Origin of the sequence: Pseudomonas sp. C27(2019) (assembly GCF_008807395.1) — a bacterium.
Classification (GTDB): domain Bacteria; phylum Pseudomonadota; class Gammaproteobacteria; order Pseudomonadales; family Pseudomonadaceae; genus Denitrificimonas.
The window spans coordinates 2,174,296-2,197,225 of the sequence record NZ_CP043320.1; the positions used below are offsets into that span (position 1 = coordinate 2,174,296).

22 protein-coding genes are annotated in these 22,930 nt (G+C 49.1%); 9 read left to right on the top strand and 13 right to left on the bottom strand.

Features of this window, described 5'->3' with window-relative positions; translation table 11 throughout:
* Positions 1 to 5: 5 nt before the first annotated feature.
* From FXF61_RS09900 to FXF61_RS09915, 4 genes are read right to left on the bottom strand one after another with little or no spacing between them, the layout of a single operon-like run.
* The gene (locus FXF61_RS09900) at positions 6 to 707 is read right to left on the bottom strand and encodes a PilX N-terminal domain-containing pilus assembly protein (protein ID WP_151185105.1); all 702 of its coding nucleotides are present in this window, start codon (positions 705 to 707) and stop codon (positions 6 to 8) included.
* Complete coding sequence (locus FXF61_RS09905) at positions 704 to 1,567, bottom strand: PilW family protein (RefSeq protein WP_151185106.1); 864 nt, start codon at positions 1,565 to 1,567, stop codon at positions 704 to 706. Before FXF61_RS09905 ends, FXF61_RS09900 begins: the two co-directional genes overlap by 4 nt.
* Positions 1,564 to 2,130 (bottom strand): type IV pilus modification protein PilV, encoded by a 567-nt coding sequence (pilV, locus tag FXF61_RS09910; protein WP_151185107.1) that lies wholly within the window; start codon positions 2,128 to 2,130, stop codon positions 1,564 to 1,566. Before pilV ends, FXF61_RS09905 begins: the two co-directional genes overlap by 4 nt.
* Positions 2,131 to 2,138: 8 nt before the next feature.
* Positions 2,139 to 2,624 (bottom strand): GspH/FimT family pseudopilin, encoded by a 486-nt coding sequence (locus tag FXF61_RS09915; protein WP_151185108.1) that lies wholly within the window; start codon positions 2,622 to 2,624, stop codon positions 2,139 to 2,141.
* A gap of 343 nt (positions 2,625 to 2,967) precedes the next feature.
* Here FXF61_RS09915 and FXF61_RS09920 point away from each other — a divergent pair, with 343 nt between their 5' ends.
* From FXF61_RS09920 to dksA, 3 genes are all read left to right on the top strand, one after another.
* On the top strand, positions 2,968 to 3,465 hold the full coding sequence (locus FXF61_RS09920) for an RDD family protein (protein ID WP_151185109.1): 498 nt from the start codon (positions 2,968 to 2,970) through the stop codon (positions 3,463 to 3,465).
* Positions 3,466 to 4,032: 567 nt separating this feature from the next.
* Entirely contained in the window at positions 4,033 to 5,361 is a 1,329-nt protein-coding gene (gene miaB / locus FXF61_RS09925) for a tRNA (N6-isopentenyl adenosine(37)-C2)-methylthiotransferase MiaB (RefSeq protein ID WP_151185110.1), read from the top strand.
* A 177-nt stretch (positions 5,362 to 5,538) separates the two neighbouring features.
* On the top strand, positions 5,539 to 5,982 hold the full coding sequence (gene dksA, locus FXF61_RS09930; protein WP_151185111.1) for an RNA polymerase-binding protein DksA: 444 nt from the start codon (positions 5,539 to 5,541) through the stop codon (positions 5,980 to 5,982).
* Between the two features lie 490 nt (positions 5,983 to 6,472).
* Here dksA and FXF61_RS09935 read toward each other — a convergent pair whose 3' ends face one another.
* Positions 6,473 to 7,825, bottom strand: a complete 1,353-nt coding sequence (locus FXF61_RS09935) for a tryptophan--tRNA ligase (RefSeq protein WP_151185112.1) — start codon at positions 7,823 to 7,825, stop codon at positions 6,473 to 6,475.
* Positions 7,826 to 7,842: 17 nt separating this feature from the next.
* Positions 7,843 to 8,472: an alpha/beta hydrolase gene (locus FXF61_RS09940; RefSeq protein ID WP_151185113.1), complete on the bottom strand. Its 630-nt coding sequence runs from the start codon at positions 8,470 to 8,472 to the stop codon at positions 7,843 to 7,845.
* A 149-nt stretch (positions 8,473 to 8,621) separates the two neighbouring features.
* Here FXF61_RS09940 and FXF61_RS09945 point away from each other — a divergent pair, with 149 nt between their 5' ends.
* A complete protein-coding gene (locus FXF61_RS09945; RefSeq protein ID WP_151185114.1) occupies positions 8,622 to 9,077 on the top strand; it encodes a YhcB family protein in 456 nt (151 codons plus the stop codon).
* Between the two features lie 343 nt (positions 9,078 to 9,420).
* On the opposite strand, the gene algW is transcribed toward FXF61_RS09945, so the two are convergent.
* On the bottom strand, positions 9,421 to 10,557 hold the full coding sequence (gene algW / locus FXF61_RS09950; RefSeq protein ID WP_151185115.1) for a Do family serine endopeptidase AlgW: 1,137 nt from the start codon (positions 10,555 to 10,557) through the stop codon (positions 9,421 to 9,423).
* A gap of 166 nt (positions 10,558 to 10,723) precedes the next feature.
* Between algW and FXF61_RS09955 the strand changes: the two genes are divergently transcribed.
* Positions 10,724 to 11,482: a Nif3-like dinuclear metal center hexameric protein gene (locus FXF61_RS09955; protein WP_151185116.1), complete on the top strand. Its 759-nt coding sequence runs from the start codon at positions 10,724 to 10,726 to the stop codon at positions 11,480 to 11,482.
* 663 nt (positions 11,483 to 12,145) lie between these two features.
* Here the strand turns inward: FXF61_RS09955 and FXF61_RS09960 are convergent.
* Both FXF61_RS09960 and FXF61_RS09965 read right to left on the bottom strand, forming a co-directional pair.
* Entirely contained in the window at positions 12,146 to 12,466 is a 321-nt protein-coding gene (locus tag FXF61_RS09960; protein WP_151185117.1) for a type II toxin-antitoxin system RelE/ParE family toxin, read from the bottom strand.
* On the bottom strand, positions 12,441 to 12,710 hold the full coding sequence (locus FXF61_RS09965) for a type II toxin-antitoxin system Phd/YefM family antitoxin (protein WP_178087295.1): 270 nt from the start codon (positions 12,708 to 12,710) through the stop codon (positions 12,441 to 12,443). The genes FXF61_RS09960 and FXF61_RS09965 overlap by 26 nt, the downstream gene beginning before the upstream one ends.
* A gap of 1,256 nt (positions 12,711 to 13,966) precedes the next feature.
* On the opposite strand from FXF61_RS09965, the gene cysD reads away from it, so the two are divergent.
* Together cysD and cysN are read left to right on the top strand one after the other, a co-directional pair.
* Positions 13,967 to 14,884 (top strand): sulfate adenylyltransferase subunit CysD, encoded by a 918-nt coding sequence (gene cysD / locus FXF61_RS09975; protein WP_151185119.1) that lies wholly within the window; start codon positions 13,967 to 13,969, stop codon positions 14,882 to 14,884.
* 12 nt (positions 14,885 to 14,896) lie between these two features.
* A complete protein-coding gene (gene cysN, locus FXF61_RS09980) occupies positions 14,897 to 16,792 on the top strand; it encodes a sulfate adenylyltransferase subunit CysN (RefSeq protein ID WP_151185120.1) in 1,896 nt (631 codons plus the stop codon).
* Positions 16,793 to 16,826: 34 nt separating this feature from the next.
* Here cysN and FXF61_RS09985 read toward each other — a convergent pair whose 3' ends face one another.
* The 3 genes from FXF61_RS09985 to FXF61_RS10000 all read right to left on the bottom strand — a co-directional run bounded on the left by FXF61_RS09985 (position 16,827) and on the right by FXF61_RS10000 (position 20,112).
* A complete protein-coding gene (locus FXF61_RS09985) occupies positions 16,827 to 17,864 on the bottom strand; it encodes an Rpn family recombination-promoting nuclease/putative transposase (RefSeq protein ID WP_151185121.1) in 1,038 nt (345 codons plus the stop codon).
* A 169-nt stretch (positions 17,865 to 18,033) separates the two neighbouring features.
* On the bottom strand, positions 18,034 to 18,954 hold the full coding sequence (locus FXF61_RS09990; protein WP_151185122.1) for a ChaN family lipoprotein: 921 nt from the start codon (positions 18,952 to 18,954) through the stop codon (positions 18,034 to 18,036).
* Between the two features lie 855 nt (positions 18,955 to 19,809).
* The gene (locus FXF61_RS10000) at positions 19,810 to 20,112 is read right to left on the bottom strand and encodes a hypothetical protein (protein ID WP_151185124.1); all 303 of its coding nucleotides are present in this window, start codon (positions 20,110 to 20,112) and stop codon (positions 19,810 to 19,812) included.
* A 435-nt stretch (positions 20,113 to 20,547) separates the two neighbouring features.
* On the opposite strand from FXF61_RS10000, the gene FXF61_RS10005 reads away from it, so the two are divergent.
* Positions 20,548 to 20,898, top strand: coding sequence for a VanZ family protein (locus FXF61_RS10005; RefSeq protein WP_151185125.1), 351 nt, complete (start codon positions 20,548 to 20,550; stop codon positions 20,896 to 20,898).
* A gap of 206 nt (positions 20,899 to 21,104) precedes the next feature.
* Positions 21,105 to 22,076, top strand: a complete 972-nt coding sequence (locus FXF61_RS10010; RefSeq protein ID WP_178087296.1) for an asparaginase — start codon at positions 21,105 to 21,107, stop codon at positions 22,074 to 22,076.
* Between the two features lie 180 nt (positions 22,077 to 22,256).
* On the opposite strand, the gene FXF61_RS10015 is transcribed toward FXF61_RS10010, so the two are convergent.
* Entirely contained in the window at positions 22,257 to 22,607 is a 351-nt protein-coding gene (locus FXF61_RS10015; RefSeq protein ID WP_178087297.1) for a hypothetical protein, read from the bottom strand.
* Positions 22,608 to 22,930: the final 323 nt, after the last annotated feature.

A 22,930-nucleotide genomic window follows, 5' to 3' on the forward strand; every position in this document is an offset into this window, starting at 1 on the left:
TTCCTTTAGTTATTTAGGCCAACATAGATATTTGCAGTGGTTGACTGCACAACGAGTTCATCGTGGGCTTGCCCATTCACTAAATAATAATATGTACCACGGCCTTCAAGCACAGCGCCGTATTCTGCATTGAGTGCTTCGCTTTCATCAGCACTGGCGGATACTAAGTAGGTATTCCAAAAAGACTCTCGATTACTATCTGGCTGGAATTCTCTAGCTGAATCAGCGTCTAAACCTAGGTATGGCATCCATGCTAGAACTTTGCCACTTTCTACTGCTGCCCCAGTTGTCACATCATAGTTGTTAGCGTAATCCGTATATGCCGCAAAGAATCCTAACGGATCAAGATAAAACTTCTGCCGCATGTCTCGCGTGTCATCAGCCGTGCCAATATTCATTTCTTTTAGTAAGCAAGGTTTGTTCAAGCCATTGATTACAAGCACATTGCTGGTTTTACAGTTTTCAGCCTCATATTCTAATTTTGCACGCAAATGAGCTGGCCCATAAAACCGAAACTCACCTTCACGTAGTGCTGCATCAGCAACATCTTGTAGTCGCTGTATCTCTGCACGGTTGGCAGTAATTTTTGATTCGAGTGTTACACCGCGCATATTGCTAACAGCAAGCGCTGTCAGCACTAACAACATAACTAGCGCGATAATGAGCACAGCTCCCTGCTGCTGTTGGGCTGCTTTAAAGTTCCTCATGGCATCATATTCCTCAAGGTTTGTGTGCTACCGGCTAATTGATAGACGCGTCGATTATCACCGTCTTGGATGCGCGTTTTATTCGCACCAGCGGCCAGCGAATCAATCCAATCTGTATACACTCTAGAGTCGCTATCACGCTGATTATTACGACTGGCAAACAGTATTGAATAACGCACAGCACGTACCAACCCCGCTGCATTATCTGCCCATGGGTTGGTGTCTTTTAGTTTCTTTTCAAACAAATCATTCTCACCGGTCGCAAACTCAAACCGCATATCTGCAACCCCATCCAGCAGCTCAGCAAATGCAGGGCTTGTTCCCGATACGTTTTTACATTGCAAAGTGCCTTTATTTAGCTCAGCATCAGGCACAAATTTAATAGCTAAAACGATCAACTCTTCATTAACGTCAGGCTTTACAAAAGGAGTATTGAGCTTAGTGCCAGTCACGCTCTTTACTGTATTGCCTTGACAATCAAGCTCAGTTGGCGAGGCTGGTTGGTAGCGAATACAAAGCCCCACTTCCTGAGAACCAGCAGCTGCTATGAAGTCTGTAACAGTGGCCCCCTCTTCAAAAGCACGGCAGTCTGCCGTAGCAGCCACTTGTGGAAAGGCATCCTCAATGGCTTGATCTGGCGCTCGCCGATAGCCTGCTCTATTGAGCCATGCATTTAATGTCAGCTCGGCAAAACGGGTATTTTCCTGATTATTCGCTTGGCTTTGCTGAAATACATAATTGCGTTTGTTATCAATATAAACTTGAGTAATGCCCAGTATTAAAAAACTACTGATTGCTAAGGCAACCAATAACTCAACCATCGATAAGCCGCGCTGGCGGGTATTGTTTAACCTATTCATAATTCCACCCGTGTGCTGAATGTGCAGATATCCGAGTCTGAATCTTTGCCACAAACACTTTCTTTACTGCGCCATGCCAGCTGAACTGCCATTGTTGAACCGGTGTAACTGCTGCCTGCACACTCAGGCTTGCCATCGCTGTCCATTTTAAAACTTGGACACACCATAAACTGACCAGCAATCGCTGCGTCGCTTGCAGAGGGCAGCGTTGCTCGCGCTTTAACCAACCAGCAACCTGCTTGTTGTTTAGCTGTTTGCGCTGGTGTGGCGCAATCAGCAACGCCAAAATCAAAGGAGCCATCTGCTTTATAAAGCGCAGACGTTTCTGCCAATTGACTGTACATAGGCTCTATTGGTGGCCTTTTAACGAATAGCTCATCACGATTAGCGCGCATGATCTCTACCAACTCATTGGTTAAAGCAATTGCTGTGTTGCGATTCACCGAATCCTGAGTGTACTGAATACTTCTACTTTGCAGCGCGACCATGCCCAAAATCCCCACAGTAGTGAGAACAATGGTGACCAGCACTTCAATTAAGCTGAAACCTCGGCTGTTTTTCATTTTGAGCCTCATGGTGTGCAACTGGTGAGTTTATCGGTGTCATCTTTATAGCCACGCGCAAATATTCTAACAACACCGCTTCGGCTGACATTTAGTAGGTAGCCATTGGCAAAATCACTATCACGGCATACGGTGATTGTCGCAGCGCTAGAAGCCACGCCATTGGGCGCAAAAGATAGCGTTAAACTATTTGGATTGGTGAGCGCCTGTGCTTGCGTGGTATTAAATTCAAGCCTACGTTCAGCAGCCTCGCCTGCCGGTTTAACCTCCCACACAGTGCCCGTCGTCACTTCGTAGGTTTTACGCGTTGTTACCGCCTGGCCACGCGCATATTGCAAAAAGGTTTTGAGCTCATCGGCTTTAGCCTGTACCTGATTATTACGAATAAACTGCATAAAATTTGGCACGGCAATGGTGGCGATAATAGCCAACAAGGCAAGGGTGATCATCAATTCTACGAGGGTAAACCCGCGCGTGCCTTTTAATCGTGACATGGTCTGCTCCAGACGAATTCGTGAGTTAAGCATGCATAAACAGCAAAGCGCTGTCATTGAGTTGTAGATAACTGGTTTAAACAGCGGGACCGATGGTCAAATAGCACAATAAAGCGTGATACGGCCGGCAATTGAACAGCATTATAGGGCCAGATAGCCAGCCACTTGGTGCTTTTTGCACAACCCCGTTTAGCAGTCTAGAGCAACAGCACCAAACGGCACTGTGCAGGCCGTGCGTATAATGCGTACTGCTCCATGCCACAGCAACACACCACAATAGATTCGCGCCTGCGCATGTGTATGGTTACAATACAGCACTTTAATTTATGGGTATCCAGCGGTTATGTCTAAGCACGCACTTCAGCCAGCAGGCAACTTTCCCAAAGCAGGCTTTTGGAAACGCCTAGCGGCTATTACTTATGATTTTATGCTTTGCATCGCTTTGATTATGGTCGTCACGCTAATTTACCAGCAGGGCATACTGCGCCTGATTTATGGCTCAGAAGCTTTACAAGCAATGGCCGACAGCCAGATGCTCGACATCGATCCTGTGCTTTCTACTATCTTGTTTTTTTCTGTCTTTGCTTTTTTCGCTAAGTTTTGGACCCATGGTGGGCAAACCCTTGGCATGCAAGTGTGGGGCATCCGTGTACAAAACGCAGACGGCAGCGCCATTGATATCTGGCAAGCACTGCTGCGCTTTTTAATCGCTATCTTTGCTTGGTTGCCAGCAGGCTTGGGTTTTTGGTGGATGTTATTCGATAAGAACAAGCGCACCTGGTCAGATATCTATTCAGGCAGCGATGTTGTGCAATTGCCGAAGAATATTCACAAGAAATAAACTCTTTGCTTTCATATTTTTAACGTCAATCCCAGTAGAAGCACCGATTGGTGTATGTCGTACTTCAGGGTATGTTTTTTTCCGTCGATGAACCCATCCTGGGTTCAACTCCGGCGTAGCGCCATCCATGGCGCGCTTGTCACACAAACCCTGAAGCACTCGTTGACTATCTATATTGTCGGCACCACTGCATAAGCACAACCTCCGCAAGCCATGCAGCAGTGCTCTGAGATGAAACAGTAAAACCAAAAGAGCCGTACTACTGACATGCTGGCAACACCGATGATTAAGCAGTGCCTCGATAGTGACGTGACAAGCGTAGCCATGGATGGCGTAGCGCCCGAATAGAGCCAGGATGGCTCTCTGAGGGAATAACGTCACTATCGAGGCACGCCAACACACAAACGAACAACCGCCTATTCGAATCACGGCACATGCAGATCTACCTAGCAGATAAAAGTAACCCTCAATCAGACAAAACCTCTAAATAACCAAATAGGTTTGCGCCCTTCCCGCTGGTCTTCCATAATATGCGGCTAATGTTGTTACTTGTAGGCGCGTTATCTCATGGCTAAAAAACTATACATCGAAACCCACGGTTGCCAAATGAACGAGTATGACAGCTCGCGCATGGTGGATTTACTGAGCGAACAGCAAGCCATGGAAACCACCAGCGACGCTGCAGATGCCGACGTTATCGTCCTTAATACCTGCTCTATTCGCGAACGCGCGCAAGATAAGGTGTACTCGCAGCTGGGCCGCTGGCGTGAACTCAAGCAGGCCAATCCCGACTTAATCATTACTGTCGGCGGTTGCGTGGCCAGTCAAGAAGGCGCTTCCATTCGCGAACGCGCGCCTTATGTTGACGTGGTCTTTGGCCCACAAACCCTGCATCGCCTGCCTGAGCTAATTGACGCAGCGCGCAGCACCGGCAAGGCACAAGTTGATGTCTCTTTTCCAGAAATTGAAAAATTCGACCGCCTGCCCGAACCACGCATCGACGGCCCAACCGCCTTTGTCTCGGTGATGGAAGGCTGCAGCAAATATTGCAGCTTTTGCGTGGTGCCCTATACGCGCGGCGAAGAAGTCAGCCGTCCACTGACTGATGTGCTGGCAGAAGTCCAACATCTGGCTGAACATGGCGTGCGTGAAGTGACGTTACTGGGGCAAAATGTCAACGGCTACCGTGGTGATACCGACAGCGGTGGCATTGCCGACTTTGCCGAACTGCTTCGTCTCGTAGCAGAAATCGATGGCATTGACCGCATTCGCTATATGACCTCGCATCCGCTTGAGTTTTCTGACGCTCTGATTGATGCTCATGCCAATATCCCCAAGCTGGCCAAATACATCCACTTGCCGGTGCAGTCGGGTTCTGATCGCATTTTGGCGGCAATGAAGCGCAATCACACAGCCCTTGAATACAAATCACGGATTCGTAAACTCAAAGCAGCAGTGCCTGATATTTTAATCAGCTCAGACTTTATTGTGGGCTTCCCAGGCGAAACTGAAAAAGATTTTGAACAAACCATGCAGCTGATCGCTGATGTGGGTTTTGATTTTTCATATTCATTTATCTACAGCCCGCGCCCTGGCACACCAGCGGCAGAGCTGCGTGATGACACGCCTGAAGAAGTGATAAAGGAGCGCTTAGCGCGTTTGCAACACCGCTTACAACAACAAGGCTTTGAACACACGCGTCGTATGGCGGGCACTGTGCAGCGCATTCTGGTTAGCGATTACGCGAAGAAAGATCCTGGCTTATTGCAGGGCCGCAATGAAAATAATCGCATCGTTTATTTCCGTAGCAATAATCCCGCTTTAATCGGCCAATTTGTAGATGTGCTGATCGAAGATGCTAAACCCTTTACCCTGCACGGCAGGCTAGTAGAGTAAGACTTTTGTCGAGCAAAGCGTCGAATAGCGCAAAAAGCTGAGCACTAACTGCAAACAAAGCTGGCACAGCTTGCTGGTTTCTGATAAGTTCGCCCGCTTGTGAGCGTAGAGGCGTTAATTCGGGTAACCATTTAACATTTATTACGCAGTGTTTTTGAATGTTTGATAGGCGGACATATGCCCAATAAAGCAGAAAACCAAAGCAGCCAATTGATTCGTGCTTTTGTTCCTTATGTGGAAGCCGAGGGCGAAGAGTATATGAGCGATAAGATGCGCGCTCATTTCACTAATATCCTCAACATCTGGAAACAAGAGTTGATGGAAGAAGTGGATCGTACTGTTAACCATATGAAGGACGAAGCCGCCAACTTCCCTGACCCTGCTGATCGCGCCAGCCAAGAAGAAGAATTTAGCCTTGAGCTGCGTACACGTGATCGCGAACGCAAACTGATTAAGAAAATTGATGAAATCATCGAACTGATCAAAGAAGATGAATACGGCTGGTGTGATGCCTGTGGTGTTGAGATCGGTATTCGCCGTCTCGAAGCACGCCCCACAGCAACCCTGTGCATCGACTGCAAAACATTAGCAGAGATCAAAGAGAAACAAATGGGTTCTTAATATCCATTTGTTACACAAAAACGGAGCCCTCAAGCTCCGTTTTTTTATATGCGTTTTAGATACCCATACCGCCATACATAGGCGACGCCGCGCAGTAAAACCTTGAGCGGACACTTGTGCCCGCGCAAACACCCCACCAACCCCCGATAAACGGTAGGGTGGGCATTTATGCCCACGAATCGCAAAGGCTTCATTGTTGACGATATTCCCGCGGGCAACGAGTGCCCACCCTACCTAATCGGGCATTTATGCCCGCGCAAACACCCCGCCAACCCCCGATAAACGGTAGGGTGGGCATTTATGCCCACGAATCGCAAAGGCTTCATTGTTGACGATATTCCCGCGGGCAACGAGTGCCCACCCTACCTAATCGGGCACTTGTGTTCGCCCTTGTAGGTTGATCTTTTAAGATCGACACTATCGTATTGCGCAATGGCCAAGGTCGCCTATAAATGAGCGACCTACAACACGCGGTGCTGGGCCTTAGGCGTTAGCTGTCGCTGGCCAGTGCGCTGCGCAACTCTGCTAATGCCTCGGCGCAGGCTTCATCTGTTGCGTACTGCTGACTTTGCGCGATGCACTCACCGTCTAGCCATACACTGAGTTGCTGATCAGCCTGACGAATATCTAAATCGTCCTGCGCTGTTTGCAAATGCTTGGAAGCCATACCGGCAGCACGACCATCGGCAAAGGCTTTGGATAACAGCAAGTCTTCACCTTTACTGGTCAGTACACGAAAACGAAAGCCTTCATCATCCCTAAAGCTGACCACACGACTGACTTTTTTAGCTTTTTTCTTACTGCCGGTCAGCTCTGCACCTTGTACAGAAAAACTGCGCAACCCCATGGCCTCACGCAGCTCTTGCAAAAACGGTGCTGCAGTTTTACGCGCTTTCACTGCACCCGCTTGCAGAATATCTTCCAACTCATTGGGCTTGGAGATCAGTGCATGATAGCGCTCACGCGGCTCCGCCAGCTGCTCATCAAGCAGAGCAAATAAGCGTTGTTTGGCATCACCCCAACCTAGGCCAGCCAGTAAATCAGCGCGCATGGCATCGTGCTCGGCACGCTTAGAAAAGGCTTGGTACAGGGTAAACAGGTGCGAATTGTCTGGGTCTTTGGCTTCGCCAGGCAGCTTTGAATCCGTGACAATGCGTGAGATCGCGCTTTTCAGCTCCTTGCTTGATGAGAACAACGGGATGGTATTGTCATAACTTTTTGACATTTTACGCCCATCCAAACCCGGCAATGTCGCAACATCATCCTCTACCAGCGCTTCGGGCATGGTAAACAACTCGCGCCCTTGGCCGAACAAATGGTTAAAACGCTGACCAATATCGCGGGCCATTTCTACGTGTTGAATCTGGTCGCGCCCCACTGGCACTTTATGCGCATTAAACAGCAAAATATCCGCTGCCATTAACACTGGATAACTGAACAAACCCATGCTGATACCGGCATCGGCATCCAAGCCTGCTGCTTCATTTTGATCTACCGCACCTTTATAGGCATGCGCGCGGTTGAGCAAACCTTTTGAGGCCACGCAGGTCAGCATCCAAGTCAGCTCAGGAATTTCCGGAATATCAGACTGGCGATAAAAAGTCGCGCGCTCCGTATCTAAACCGCCCGCCAACCACGTCGCTGCGATTTCTAGGCGCGAGCGCTGGATACGTGCAGGGTCATCACATTTAATCAGCGCATGGTAATCAGCTAAAAAATAAAACGACTCAACATTACTCGCATGGCTCGCTGCAATCGCCGGACGAATTGCGCCCGCATAGTTGCCTAAGTGCGGCGTGCCGGTGGTGGTAATTCCAGTTAAAATTCGCGTGCTCATAATCACTCAATTAGACTAAAAAATTAAAGGCGTTCGGCCACCAGCTGTTTTAGCTCTAGCAGTCGGCCATGGAAAAAGTGCCCACATTCTGCCACTTTTAGCAGCTCATGTGGCTGAGTTAATGTGCTAACCCATTGATAAACCCATTCAGGGTCAATAATCTCATCATCTTCAGGTTGAATAATGGTGAGTTTGCAGTTGTCTGCTAACACATGCTTTGCATTAAAGCGCATCGCCGCAGGCGCCACTAAATACAGTTGCTCAACCGCAATACCGGCGCGTTGCAAACGCCCAGATAAGCTGCCGGCGACAAAGCCACCAAAGGAAAAACCAAATAAATAAATCGGTAAATCAGGGTGCTGCTCTTGTAGCCATGCCAGCGCTGCCTGTGCATCATCCACTTCACCGCTGCGCATATCGTGCTCGCCGGCACTTTTACCAGTACCACGAAAATTAAAGCGCAAGGTGGTTAAACCGCTATCACGCGCGATGCGCTGCAAACTCGACACCACTTTATTGAGCATGGTGCCGCCTTGGCTCGGATTAGGATGACAAATTAAAGCGATGCCTCGTGCATCAATAACATCTAAATAGAGGGCTTCTAAAACACCCACTGGGCCATCAAGCATGACCGGATTTTCACGCGCTAACAAAAAGAACTCCGTAACCCTCTATGGGGTAAATTTGTCTACTAGTAAGTATTTTAAATAAAGTGGATACTGTCACATAAGCGCCTGCTCGGTGCTGTACAGAACAGGCAGAAGTGGTTAACGTTAAACAAACCGATTAAAGAGGAAGTCTTGTGGATCAATCAGCCCCCGTTTGGTTAATTCCCGCACTCATGTTAGTGGCTGGAATTATTATTGGCGTTATTTTAGCACGCGTACTACGACGTACGGCACCTGGAAAAACTCAAGATCAGCTGGTTGAGCTGCAAGAGCGTTTTGACAGTTACCAAAGCGAAGTTGTCACGCACTTTAACACCACAGCAGCATTGGTTAGAAAACTCACGCAGAACTATCAAGATATGCAAGAGCACCTGTCCACAGGCGCTGAGCGTTTAGCCTTAGATGAAACTACCCGTGAGCGTTTACTGGCCGGTTTAGTAGACGATTCTACGCCTCATGAGCGCATTAGAGCACCGCAAGACAGTGAGTTTGATGTGCCAACAGAGCCACCTCGCGATTACGCCAAGAAAAACAAAGGCGATCCCAGCATGCTGGAAGAGGGTTATGGCCTAAAGCGCGAAGCTAAGTAAAAACAACAAAGGAGCCCAATGCGGCTCCTTTTTCTATACTACCACTTGATGTGTCAGGCTCAGTGGATTGACACAGCGTACACAGCATCTCAATACTAGACATGCGTAGTTTCTAACGCATATGCGAACGGACCTAGAAAGCTTACAGGTAACAAAAACTCTTAACGTCTGCCTCAAGATGGCTGAGACAAACGCAGCCATGCACGGCGCAAGGCAAGCGTTGAGCCCTGACTGGACTGAGCGACAGACAAAATATTTCCTGAGCATACCAACGCTCAACCGCTACCCCGCTATGAAAACATTGAGTATGTTATGCGCGTGAATCACACACCCTTGCCTGCATTTAATCCGCTTGCGGGCGTACACCAATGCGTGCGGTTAACGTGCGCGGCTGACCGTTACGCAGGATATCTAACTTAATCTCCTCACCCGGCTGCATACGTGCCACTTGATTCATCGAGGTGCGTCCATCTTGCGCATTTTCATCAGCAATTTTCAAAATCACATCGCCAGGCTGCAAGCCTGCCTTTGCCGCAGGCCCATCACGGTAGACGCCTGCCACTAAGATACCCGGACTTTCCAGCAAGCCAAAAGACTCAGCCAACTCAGGCGTTAACGCCTGTACTTCAAGCCCCAGCCAACCACGCACCACTTGGCCTCGTTCAACAATCGAGCGCATCACATCCATAGCCAGCGTAATTGGAATCGCAAAACCAATCCCTTGCGAGCCGCCCGAGCGTGAGAAAATCGCAGTATTGATACCCAGCAAATCACCTTGCGCATCAACTAACGCGCCGCCGGAGTTACCTGGGTTAATCGCCGCATCGGTTTGAATAAAGTCTTCATAGGTATTTAATCCCAACTGATTGCGCCCAGTTGCACTGATAATGCCCATAGTCACGGTCTGCCCCACGCCAAATGGATTACCAATCGCCAGCACCACATCACCGATACGAATACTGTCAGAGCGGCCCAAGGTAATCGCAGGCAAATCAGGTAAGTCTATTTTCAGCACAGCCAAATCCGTTTCCGGATCACTACCAATCACCCGCGCCAGCGTCTCTCGACCATCTTTGAGCGCGACAATAATTTGATCGGCACCGGCGGTGACATGATTATTAGTGAGCAAGTAACCTTCTTTGCTCATCAATACTGCAGAGCCTAAACTGGACTCCATGCGTTTTTGTTGCGGCAAGTTATCACCAAAAAAGCGCCGTAACGCCGGATCGCTATACAATGGTGGCAAGGCTTTACTGACCACTTTTGCCGTGTATAAGTTGGCCACTGCAGGCGAGGCCCGATTAACTGCGTTAGCATAGGAAGCAGGACCACTGCTGGATCTTAAATAGGCGGGTGCTTGTAATAAGTTCAGTCCAGTGCTGGGCAAGCCAACCCAGTGCGGAAAACGCTCAATCAATAACAGCGCCAGCAGCAAACCAACCACCAGCGGCCATCCGTAACTTTTAAAGACGCGTAACATAAAGTATTCCAAACTCAGCAATGACTAAAAATATACAAAACTCAAACAATATAACGACTCTGCGTGCATGCTATAACGCCGCTATTGCGCAGAAATTGTGCTAATAATTCGCATTATAGAATGCACCAGCCGATTAAAGTATCGCCATTCACATTAAGGAACAATTATGTCTGTTGAACGCGCAGCGCTCCTGCAAGAGCTCGAACAATTTTTGAACGCCAATGCCATCAGCGATTACTGCCCAAATGGCTTACAGGTGGAAGGTAAAAACCAGATTCAGCGTATCGTTAGTGGTGTGACCGCCAGCCAAGCGCTGATTGATGCGGCGATTGAGCTGCAAGCCGATGCTGTTTTAGTGCACCACGGTTACTTTTGGAAAGGTGAAGATCAGCGCGTGATTGGCATGAAGCAACGTCGCCTAAAGGCTTTACTGACCCACGACATTAACCTGCTGGCCTACCATTTACCGCTGGATGTGCACCCCGAAGTGGGCAATAACGTGCAGCTGGCCCAGCGTTTAGGTTTAACTGTGACGGGTCCGCTAGAGCCGGATAACCCAAGCAGTGTTGGTCTTATCGGTGATTTGGCTGCGCCCGTGTCTGCCACTGAGTTTGCCGCACGCATTGAGCAGGCATTGGGCCGTGCTCCTTTAGTGATTGATCACCAACAGCCGATTCAACGTGTTGCTTGGTGCACCGGCGCAGCGCAAGGCTATATCGAGCACGCGATTGAGCAAGGGGCGGATGCGTTTATCACCGGTGAAGTATCGGAGCGTACCTTTCATGAAGCGCAAGAAAACGGTATCAGTTTCTTCGCCGCCGGCCACCACGCCACCGAACGTTATGGTGTACAGGCGCTCGGCGAATGGCTGGCTGAGCGTTTTGGTATCGAACACCACTACGTTGAATGCCCAAATCCGGTTTAAAATTTTATCTGCGAGGCGCTTACCTTAAAAGCATCTAGGATTTTATGCGTATGCCGCAGCGTGCAAGTGTTGTTCTTCCCTTAACACGCCATCCTGGCGTGATGCGGGCGCTGCGCCATCCCTGGCTTCGCTCGCCACAACACCCGCACACTGCAGTTGATCATTGATGTTGTTTTCAAGTCTGTAGCATGGGTCTTTTAAAGCAGAAGCATTGATCAGCTGTAGGGTCTGCTCGTCTTGTAAAAGCTCAAGCTAGCAAAGCCAAGAGCAAAACCAAACCTTAGAGTCAGAGTCAAAACCAGAACCTGAGCCAGAACCAGAACCAGAAAAAAACTGCCCACCAAACTTAAAGTGTAAATACAAATCCTCCAGAAACAGACGAGCCTTATATCAATCTTAATAACAACACCGCTGATCAATGAGTGCTTCGGGGTTGGTGTGACAAGCGAAGCCATGGATGGCGTAGCGCCGGAGTTGAACCCAGGATGGGTTCATCGACGGATAAACACCCACCCCGAAGTACGCTATGCCACGCACAAGCTGTTAAAACTTACGGACAAACACCCCGGAGCACGGTATACCACGCAAGAGCTATTAAAACCGACAAACAACCCCAAAACACGGCATACATCTCACCTTATAAAACCTGCAAAAAATCTGACTCTACAAACGATCCCGCGCGTTGCGGTAGACCTCATTACGCTCACGCTTACCTACAGCAATGACTGTTACAACCAATGCTTGATCAATCACTTGATACACCAAGCGAAAACCGATACTGCGCAGTTTAATCTTGTAGCAATGCGGCATACCGCTGAGTGCATCTTTAGCAATGTGCGGGTTTTTAAGCCGTTCCTGTAGTTTTAAAGCAAACTGCAACTGAATCGGCTTGCCCAGTTTCTTCCACTCTTTCTGAGCTTCTCGACTAAATCCAAGCTGATACCTTTGCTCTTCTTGCTCAGCGGGCTTGTTGGATAAGGTCATTGATATCTACCATCTCTACAGGATCATCTTGGCGCTGTTTAACAAGCTCGGCTAAATATGCATCATCAATCAACTGCATCATCATTTCATATTGTGCAGGTGGCACTGCATAAAAAGCAGGCTCATTTCGATTGAGGATGACCACCGTTTCGCCAAGACCACCACGAATAATACCCATTGGATCTTTCTTAAGATCGGTAACAGATGCAGAAACACTAGCCAAAAGCGGAGTAAGTTGTGACATTTTTTATTTCCTCAGTTTTCCAATCACATCAGTGATTTTACAGTCAATATAAACCTTTAAAAGCACTTTTAAAAGTGCTTTTTATAATCCAACTTAAAACTGTCAGCAGCCACAAGCGACCACTTTTGCAGTGCTCAACGTACAAATATAAAGCTTCCAGATACGGACAAGCCCTGCATAAATCATGCTTACAACGCGCTGATCAACGAGTACTTCGGGGTTGGTGTGACGAGCGAAGCCATGGATGGCGCAGCGCCGGAGTTGAACTCAGGATGGGTTCATCGACGGATAAACACCAATTCCGAAGTACGGGATGCAACGCACTTGCTTATCAACTTAAAATCAAAAACATCGAGCATTTTTTGCGCATAACGCAGCGTGCAGGTGTTGTTCTTCCCTTAACACGCCTTCCAGGCGTGATGCGGGCGCTGCGCCATCCCTGGCTTCGCTCGCCACAACACCCGCACACTGCTATTGATCATTGGTGTTGTTTTCAAGCGTGTAGCATGGCGCTTTTAAAGCAGTGAGCATTGATCAGCTGTAAGGTCTGCTCGTCCTGTAAAAGCTCAAGCTAGCAAAGCCAAGAGCAAAACCTTAGAGCTCAGAGCCAGAGTCAAAGCCAGAACAAAAAATCACCCACCAAACTTAACGTGTAAATACAAATCATCCAGAAACAGACGAGCCTTATATCAATCTTAATAACAACACCGCTGTTCAATGAGTGCTTCGGGGTTGGTGTGACAAGCGAAGCCATGGATGGCGTAGCGCCGGAGTTGAACCCAGGATGGGTTCATCGACGGAAAAACACCTACCCCGAAGTACGCTATGCCACGCAAGGGCTATTAAAAACCGTCGAAAAGCACCTGACTTGAAGCACGGAATGCCACGCAATGACCAGCGCTCCTCAAGTAAAAAAACTTTCAGGAACAGTTTGCGCATGTTGCAGCGTGCAAGTGTTGTTCTTCCCTTAACACGCCATCCTGGCGTGATGCGGGCGCTACGCCATCCATGGCTTCGCTCGCCACAACACCCGCACACTGCAGTTGATCATTGATGTTGTTTTCAAGTCAGGCGTGTGGCGCTGATCGCTGGGAAAAAATAAAACTCTATCACTCCCCATATATATCTATGCTTTTTGGTTCTTAATAACCACTTCGTTAGAACAAACAAGCCATGCTAAAGTGCACCTCATCCACTCAAAACTATTAATCACTCCAAGCCAAATCAGGCGCAACACCTAGCACAGTGAGCACAGCATGGCCGATAAGCTAACCCATTTAAAACAACTCGAAGCCGAGAGCATTCATATCATTCGTGAAGTCGCTGCTGAGTTCGACAACCCCGTCATGCTCTACTCCATCGGTAAAGATTCCGCAGTGATGCTGCACTTGGCGCGTAAAGCGTTTTACCCAGGCAAATTGCCGTTTCCGGTGATGCACGTGGATACCCGTTGGAAGTTCCAAGAAATGTACAGTTTCCGCGACAAAATGGTGGCTGACCTTGATCTCAACCTGATCACCCACAGCAATCCAGACGGTATCGCCCAAGGCATCAATCCGTTCACCCACGGCAGTGCCAAGCACACCGACATCATGAAAACTGAAGGCCTAAAACAAGCCCTCGACAAGTATGGTTTTGATGCGGCCTTTGGTGGTGCGCGTCGTGATGAAGAAAAATCCCGTGCCAAAGAACGTGTGTACTCGTTTCGCGATAACAAACACCGCTGGGATCCAAAAAACCAGCGTCCAGAGTTGTGGAATATCTACAACGGTAAGGTCAATAAAGGCGAATCCATTCGTGTGTTCCCGTTGTCGAACTGGACGGAATTGGATATTTGGCAATACATCTACCTCGAAGGCATTCCGATTGTGCCGCTGTACCTTGCGGCTGAACGTGATGTGATTGAGCGCGATGGCACGCTGATTATGATCGACGATGAGCGCATTCTTGAGCATCTCAGCGATGAAGAAAAATCGCGTATTCAGAAGAAAATGGTGCGTTTCCGTACCCTCGGTTGCTACCCGCTCACCGGTGCGGTGGAATCCACCGCGACCACGCTGCCAGAAATCATTCAAGAAATGCTACTGACCCGCACCTCAGAACGCCAAGGCCGCGTCATCGATCACGATGGTGCTGGCTCAATGGAAGAAAAGAAACGTCAAGGCTACTTTTAAGGAATCCGCATCATGAGTCATCAATCTGAACTAATCAGCCAGGATATCCTTGCCTATCTGGCCCAGCACGAACGCAAAGAACTGCTACGTTTCTTAACTTGCGGTAATGTCGACGACGGCAAAAGCACCCTTATTGGTCGCCTGCTGCACGATTCAAAAATGATCTATGAAGACCATTTAGAAACCATCACCCGCGACTCGAAAAAAGTCGGCACCACAGGTGATGATATTGACTTGGCGTTGCTGGTCGACGGCCTGCAAGCTGAGCGCGAGCAAGGCATCACCATTGATGTGGCCTACCGTTATTTCAGCACTACTAAGCGCAAATTTATTATTGCCGACACCCCAGGTCACGAGCAATACACGCGCAATATGGCCACCGGTGCCTCGACCTGTGATCTCGCGATTATCTTGGTCGATGCGCGTCACGGTGTCGAAGACCAAACCCGTCGCCACAGCTATATTGCTTCGTTGCTGGGGATTCGCCATCTCGTCGTTGCTATCAATAAAATGGATCTTAAAGACTACGATGAGCAGGTCTATAACGAGATCAAGGCCGATTACCTAGCTTTTGCTAAGCAAATCAATCTAGATATTTCATCGCTGCATTTTGTCCCCATGTCCGCACTGAAAGGCGACAACGTGGTCAATCGCAGCGAACACACACCTTGGTATGCGGGCCAGACCTTGATGGAGATTCTGGAAGGCGTCGATGTCAGCGGTGACTTGAATGACCGTGCGATGCGCTTTCCTGTGCAATACGTCAATCGCCCGAACCTGAACTTTCGTGGTTTTGCCGGCACACTGGCCTCTGGTTCGCTGCGCAAAGGCGATGCGATTACAGTATTGCCTTCAGGTCGCAGCAGTCAGATTAAATCTATCGTGACCTTTGATGGTGAACTGGAGCAAGCCATTGCTGGGCAAGCCATAACTTTGACGTTAGAAGATGAAATCGATATTTCTCGAGGTGATTTAATCGTTAGTGCGCAAGACAGTGTACGCAGCAGCGATCATTTTGAAGCCATGCTGGTGTGGATGGACGAACAGCCTTTACTGCCTGGAAAACGCTACGATTTCAAACGTGCGACCAGCTACATTCCAGGTAATATTTCATCAATTGAGCACCGCGTTGATGTCAACACCTTAGCGCACAATGCCGTCAGCAGCTTGCAACTCAATGAAGTGGGCCGAGTTAAGATCAGCCTTGATGCGCCGTTAGCCTTGGATGACTATCAAGCCAACCGCACCACCGGTGCTTTCATTGTGATTGATCGCCTGAGCAATATTACCGTGGGTGCGGGGATGATTATCGCGCCTGATAGCCTGCCCAGCACCAGCCGAACGCTCACGAAAAACCGAGTCAGCCGTGACGAGCGAACGCTGCGTCTCGGTCAGCAGCCGGTGACTGTGCTGTTTAGCGGTTTATCGGGTGCAGGAAAAAGCACGCTGGCCTACGCAGTGGAGCGTAAACTGTTTGATACGGGTCGTGCAGTCTATGTTTTGGATGGTCAAAACCTGCGGCATGATATTAACAAAGGTTTGCCGTTGGATCGTGCGGGGCGTAGCGAAAACTGGCGTCGTGCCGCGCAAGTGGCGCGTCAATTTAACGAAGCGGGCTTAATCACCCTTGCTGCCTTTGTTGCACCAGATGCTGAAGGCCGCGAACAAGCCAAAGCTTCAATCGGTAAAGAGCGTTTAATCACCGTGTATGTGCAAGCGTCTCCGCAGGTCTGTCAGGAGCGCGACCCGCAGGGTTTGTATGCCGCCGGTGAAGATAATATTCCAGGTGAATCCTTCCCGTACGATGTGCCACAGGATGCTGATTTAACCATCAACACGCAAATCAGCACTGTCGACGAAGGCGTACAACAGGTGCTGCAATTGCTGCGCGAGCGCGAGATTATCTAAGCTGCTCTGGGAGCGGGGCACTAAAGCCCTGCTCTTAGGCAAACACGGCTTGCACTGAGTCGGCAAACAGCACCCGCTCAGTCCAAAGATCAAGTTCTGCTGCATCAGCCTGATTTAAGCGGGCTTCATACTCAGCCGTCAAATCACCAAATTTAAGCTGCAACAACTTATGTAAGGTTGCTGCACGCCCTTGGCCAATGCCTTGCTCTAGACCTTGCTCTAGACCTTGCTCTAAGCCTTGTTCTAGACCTTTTTCTAGGCCTTGCGCAATACCTTTGCGTTCAATCAATGAGATATATGGCATGTTTGTTTCCTCCGTCACCTGCTCGACAAGTTTATTATAATAGGCCGTGATCTCTGCCGGTAGATAGACCATCCACTCCAGAAAAACGATCAAGCGTCGAATCAGCTCTCGATCAAGATCTTTGTTAATCACCAAGCGATAAAAGCCAACCAGATTATCCGCCCGAGTCTTACTGTCTTTGACCAATTTAGCGGTCAGTTGTGCCGCAATCAACAAACCAAATGGATTTTTATCGTTCAGCAGTTCATCCATTCGGTGCTGCCAATCAAGCAATTTCACGGAGATAAATTGAAACTGCAGCGAACACCCCGCCCGCTCGTAGTGAAAGTGATGCGGTCGAAAACTCGCTTGCGTATCGGTCAATACAGCGAGACTAATCACTGGCTGGGCAAAACGGTCACGAATGCGGTAAAAATACTCAAACATGCGTTCCGCAAACTTCGCTTCGGGCTTGCCCTGCACTTCAATATGAATATAAATCCATTGCTCAGCACCATCTATAAAGCGCACCTTAACCAGCTTATCGGCATAGCGCCGGCTCGATTGCGAAGCGTTGCTAATCTTTTGCAACTCCTTATCCATAAAGACCGGCGCTTGCTGCCAGTCCATCAGCTGTGCAATTTGAGGATATAAGAATTCCATAAATGGCCGAAAAAACACCTCAAGCGCTTCTTTCCAAGGGCTATCATGATCTTCGCGCTCGCGCTCCTCTGCCTTATCTAGCGTATTTTTACCTGCTTTCGCGGACTCAAAACCAGACCTATCCATCGCAACCTCCGTGTTGCACAGTTCAACAACTCTCTTTACTGACTGGTTAAGTAGTCCAGCATCCAAGCAGTGACTGGCTTAACCTCTAAAACCCATTATAGACAAGATTTTAATCTGTGAATTATGGCGCTGAGTTACTCAGCCTACAGTTACCACTCATAATCAGCGTCTACAAATCCGCACAATAATCCTGCTCTTCCACCGCCGGTGTAAACCAAATAAAGTCTGCACTCTCTGCCGGCACATCTTGATCAGCCTCGGCAAAAATCAAAACCCGCTGTGTCAGCTTATCGACACCCTGCAAATCCTGTAAATGCAGCGGCACACCAAGGTCGTAAAACGCATGGAAAGCGCCAGTAATAAACAGCGTAGGTTTGGCTGCAGCCAAAACAACAGCCGCCATACTGCGATCGCGCTGCTGCTGGACCGCCAACATGGCTGGCAATTGCGCTTCAGGCAATTTATTACAATGGGACTCACGAATCTGCTCGGATAAACGCTCCACCACATCGGTTCGTGTCGACTTAATGCCAGTTAACTCAGGTGGATTACGGTAGATATCCATCAGCGCATCGCGGTTCAAATTTCCGGCCAATAAAGGATAGGGCTGCTTTAAAACATGAGTCACAAGGGCACCATACTGCTGCCAGTCCCAGCCCTTGTGCCAATCTAAAGCCAAGGGTAAATCTTGCGGCATGTCCCCTGCTCGAATTTTCTCCTGCACTTGAGTCACTGTTTCCTGCTGATTTACTGTCAGCATTTCCATGACCACACTGCCCTGCTTACGCCGAGTCTCCAGCGCCTTTAACAACCACAACTGTAAGGCATGATGGTCGGGGTTATCGTGCTTTTCACCTAACAATACGACCGAAGCATCTGCCAGCTCAGCCAGCATTTGCTCAACTGTTACCGTTGTGCCACTGCGCAAATCTATAATTTGCCCAACGCGCTCATGATCACGCTCGCGCGGACTCTGCCATTGTGGCAAAGCATGCTCAGCCGCAACAGGCTCAACACCCGCCTTATTCTGCGCTGGCAAAATCTGACAACCTGCTAACACACCCAAAAACAGCAAAAAAACCCAACGCATACACACCTCTAATTCGATTCAAGCTCTATTTAAGCCAACAGCATTAATATACGTATGATGAAGCAAAAGAATAACGCATGCGGTACTTCAGGGTTAGTGTTTATCCGCCAATGGACCCGTTGAGCGAAGAACGTCACTTGCACGCAACCGCATGCGTTAATTTTGCAGGCTGATTTTCATTGCTGCTTTACAGGTCATTGCGTGGCATAGCGTACTTCGGGGCAGGTGTTTATCCGTCGATGAACCCATCCTGGGTTCAACTCCGGCGCTCACCATCCCTGGCTCGCTTGTCACACCAACCCCGAAGTACTCGTTGATCAACGGCGCTGTTATTAAGATTGATATAGGGCTCGTCTGTTTCTGAATACATTGAGTTTGAATGTGAGTTTTTTAGAAGATTAGCAAACCACACCAATAATCAATGCTCTTGCTTTAAAAGAACCGTGCTACACGCTTGAAAACCACATCAATGATCAACTGCAGTGTGTGGGTGTTGTGGCAAGCGAAGCCAAGGATGGCGTAGCGCCCGCATCACGCCAGGATGGCGTGTTAAGGGAAGAACAACACCTGCACGCTGCGTTATGCGCAGAAAATGCTCGTTGTTTTTGATTTTAAGTTGATAAACAAGTGCGCTGCATCCCGTACTTCGGAATTGGTGTTTATCCGTCGATGAACCCATCCAGGGTTCAACTCCGGCGCTCACCATCCATGGCTCGCTTGTCACACCAACCCCGAAGTACTCGTTGATCAACGGCGCTGTTATTTAGATTGATATAGGGCTCGTCTGTTTCTGATAGCTTTAGTTTGTGGGTGCTCGGTCTAACAAACACAGAACGGCTCTGCGGGCTTGAGTTTTTAGAAGACTAGAAAACAACACCGATGATCAATAGCAGTGTGCGGGTGTTGTGTCGAGCGAAGCCAAGGATGGCGTAGCGCCCGCATCACGCCAGGAAGGCGTGTTAAGGGAAGAACAACACCTGCACGCTGCAACATGCACAGATCGTGCTTTAAAAGCGCCATGCTACAGACTTGAAAACAACACCAATGATCAATAGCAGTGTGCGGGTGTTGTGGCAAGCGAAGCCAAGGATGGCGTAGCGCCCGCATCACGCCAGGAAGGCGTGTTAAGGGAAGAACAACACCTGCACGCTGCAACATGCACAGATCGTGCTTCAAAAGCGCCATGCTACAGACTTGAAAACAACACCGATGATCAATAGCAGTGTGCGGGTGTTGTGGCGAGCGAAGCCAAGGATGGCGTAGCGCCCGCATCACGCCAGGAAGGCGTGTTAAGGGAAGAACAACACCTGCACGCTGCGTTATGCGCAGAAAATGCTCGTTGTTTTGCCTTAAAAAGAGTCATGCTACAAAATCGAAAACCACAGCAATGATCAACGAGTACTGTGCGGGTGACGTGGCAAGAGTAGCCAGGGATAACGCAGCGCGTGAGTCGGGTCAGGATGCCCCGTCGAGGGAAGAATGGCACTTGCACTGCCACCTTAAGCTACAATCAGTTTCCATTTCCATATTCATCTAAGCCTCAACACGCTCGTCTTTGTGTTGGCTGATGTGTTATTTATCTTAAGGTGTAGGGTGCGACGTTTATTTTTTCTTGGCTGTTTAGCCCTATTGCTTTATGGCTTGTTTCGGCCAGAGTCACCACCGGCGCTGTTTAGTCACTCAGACAAGTACCTGCATGTTTTAGGCTTTGGTGCTGTGTCATTGACTGCGCGCATTGCCTTTTTACGAGCGCCTGCTTGGCTGCTATGGGGTGTATTGTTGGCCAGCGCGCCACTGTCTGAATGGCTGCAGCAGCAACTGCAAAACACACGGCAGTTCAGCTGGCTGGATATCTCTGCCAACCTTCTTGGAGTGCTTCTTGCGGCGCTCGGCTGGTGGCTTTTAATGCTGATATATTCACGCTGGCGTAAACACGATACTTAAGGAAGCGTTGAAAAATCACCTACATTGTCAGGGCGAGCTAACATTATTCAGCGCATTCTTAAGACAATGCTGCACACAACTTATTTGATCAGATCTGAGCAGGCCGCAATCGAGTAAAAGCAATAACACAGGCCTCTGCTTGTGCCAAAATGACGATTTCACCCGCGGCTCATTCATACTCTGACTGCACAGCAAGGAGTCCATTGGTGCCAAATTTACCTAAAGTGATGATTTTTGCGCTGGGCGGGACGATCTCAGCCCATCATCCCGACCGTTTAGATATATGCAACTACCAGTCTGGGCATTACAGCGCGGCTGATTTTTTAGCAGCGCTGCCAGAGCTTGCTGAGCTTGCTGCTATCGACACGCTGCAACTCAGCTCAATCAGCAGCACCGCGATTGACGTGGCTGACTGGTTTGACTTAAAGCAGCGCATTGAGCAGTGCCTGCAAACGCATGATGCGGTGGTTATCACTCAAGGCACCAATACCTTAGAAGAAACAGCTTTTTTCCTGCACCTGACGTTAAACACAACAAAACCTGTGATTATCACTGGGGCACAAAAGCCGTTTTCCGCGCTAGGCAGCGACGCCTACTTTAATCTGCTCAACAGCGTGCGCACGGCGATTTCCCCGCAAGCGCAAGGTCACGGTGTGTTGGCAGTGGCCAATGCCAGCATCTACTCGGCGCGCGATGTCAGTAAAAGCAAAACCTACGCGCTCGACGCATTTCAGGCCGCCAATAACGGCCCCATCGGGCGCATTGAGGCCAGTGGTCAGGTTCACTTTATGCACCGTTCGCTCGATGCGCATACCGCGAACAGCCCTTTTTGCCACATTACTGCGCCAGAGCACACGCCTTATATTCCGATTATTTATTCCCACGCCGGCGCTGACCAACAGCTGATTGAAGCGCTTTTAACACACACCCAACTTGATGGTTTAGTGATAGCAGGCAGCGGTGCTGGGCGCTGCTCACCGCTAGAAGAGCAAGCACTGTATAAGGTACGTGCGCGTGGTATTCCTGTAGTGATGACTTCACGCGTGGGCGCTGGTGGCGTTGTTGATATTGACTGCTATCAGGCTTTAGACCTGCTCACGCTGGGCGATTTGTCGCCACAAAAAGCTCGTATTTACTTGTTGTTGCAACTGATAAATACCATGCAGGATAAGTCCTAAATTATCAGCGTCAAACAATAGTATTTAATGAAGCACTGAATAATTACCGAGGCTGTCAGGACGCCGTTATTCAGTGCCTCTTTAAAATCCAAAACGCGCACTGACCCACATCACGTGCGCGTTTTTAGCGATACAGCTCTAAGAGTGCGAGAAGCTCGGCCCTTCAGGACAGCAAGGGTGTCAATCTACGATTATCCAGTCGCCTGCTGTGTCCTTTTTTAGACCAACTTTTTGCGTCGTCGTCGCAGAGCGCCCCATCACTGTGATCTTAGCTTCCACCAAACACATGTACACATCATTCTCTGCCGCTTCACAGCTTCCAAGCGATAAAACTTCAATATTCGGCATTAATTCAGCCAACTTCTTATCTGCCTCCGTCAGACCGCTCTCCGGCAGCGGCGTTTGCTCCGCTATAGCAGCAGCAAATGCGTTGCGCACATCTGACTCTGAGGGCGCACCACCGCAGGCAGTCAGCACTGCTGCCATAGCCAATACTGCTCCCAATCTCACTAAACCCTTGACTGCACTCATAATCACCCCTTGCTTGGCATACATCTGTGCCATTAATAAAGCATTGCATGCACCTTGATCCGTACAGCCGGAGGGTGTGCAAGTCTCAGGTTCTATTGAAACCAGCACACAACCAAGCCCGTAAAGTCACATCGACTGCAGCATAAAACAGAGTGTGAGGATAAGTTCTTCACGCAGAGCGAGCAACTATTGCGAGTATTTATTTGCGATTTAGCAGCGTATGAGCCACACAGTCACCGCTATATTTCAAAACATCGCCAGTGACACAGCTGCAAGCAGCTTGTAATGCGAACATGCTGCCAGACTCCTCTAGCGGCAAAGCC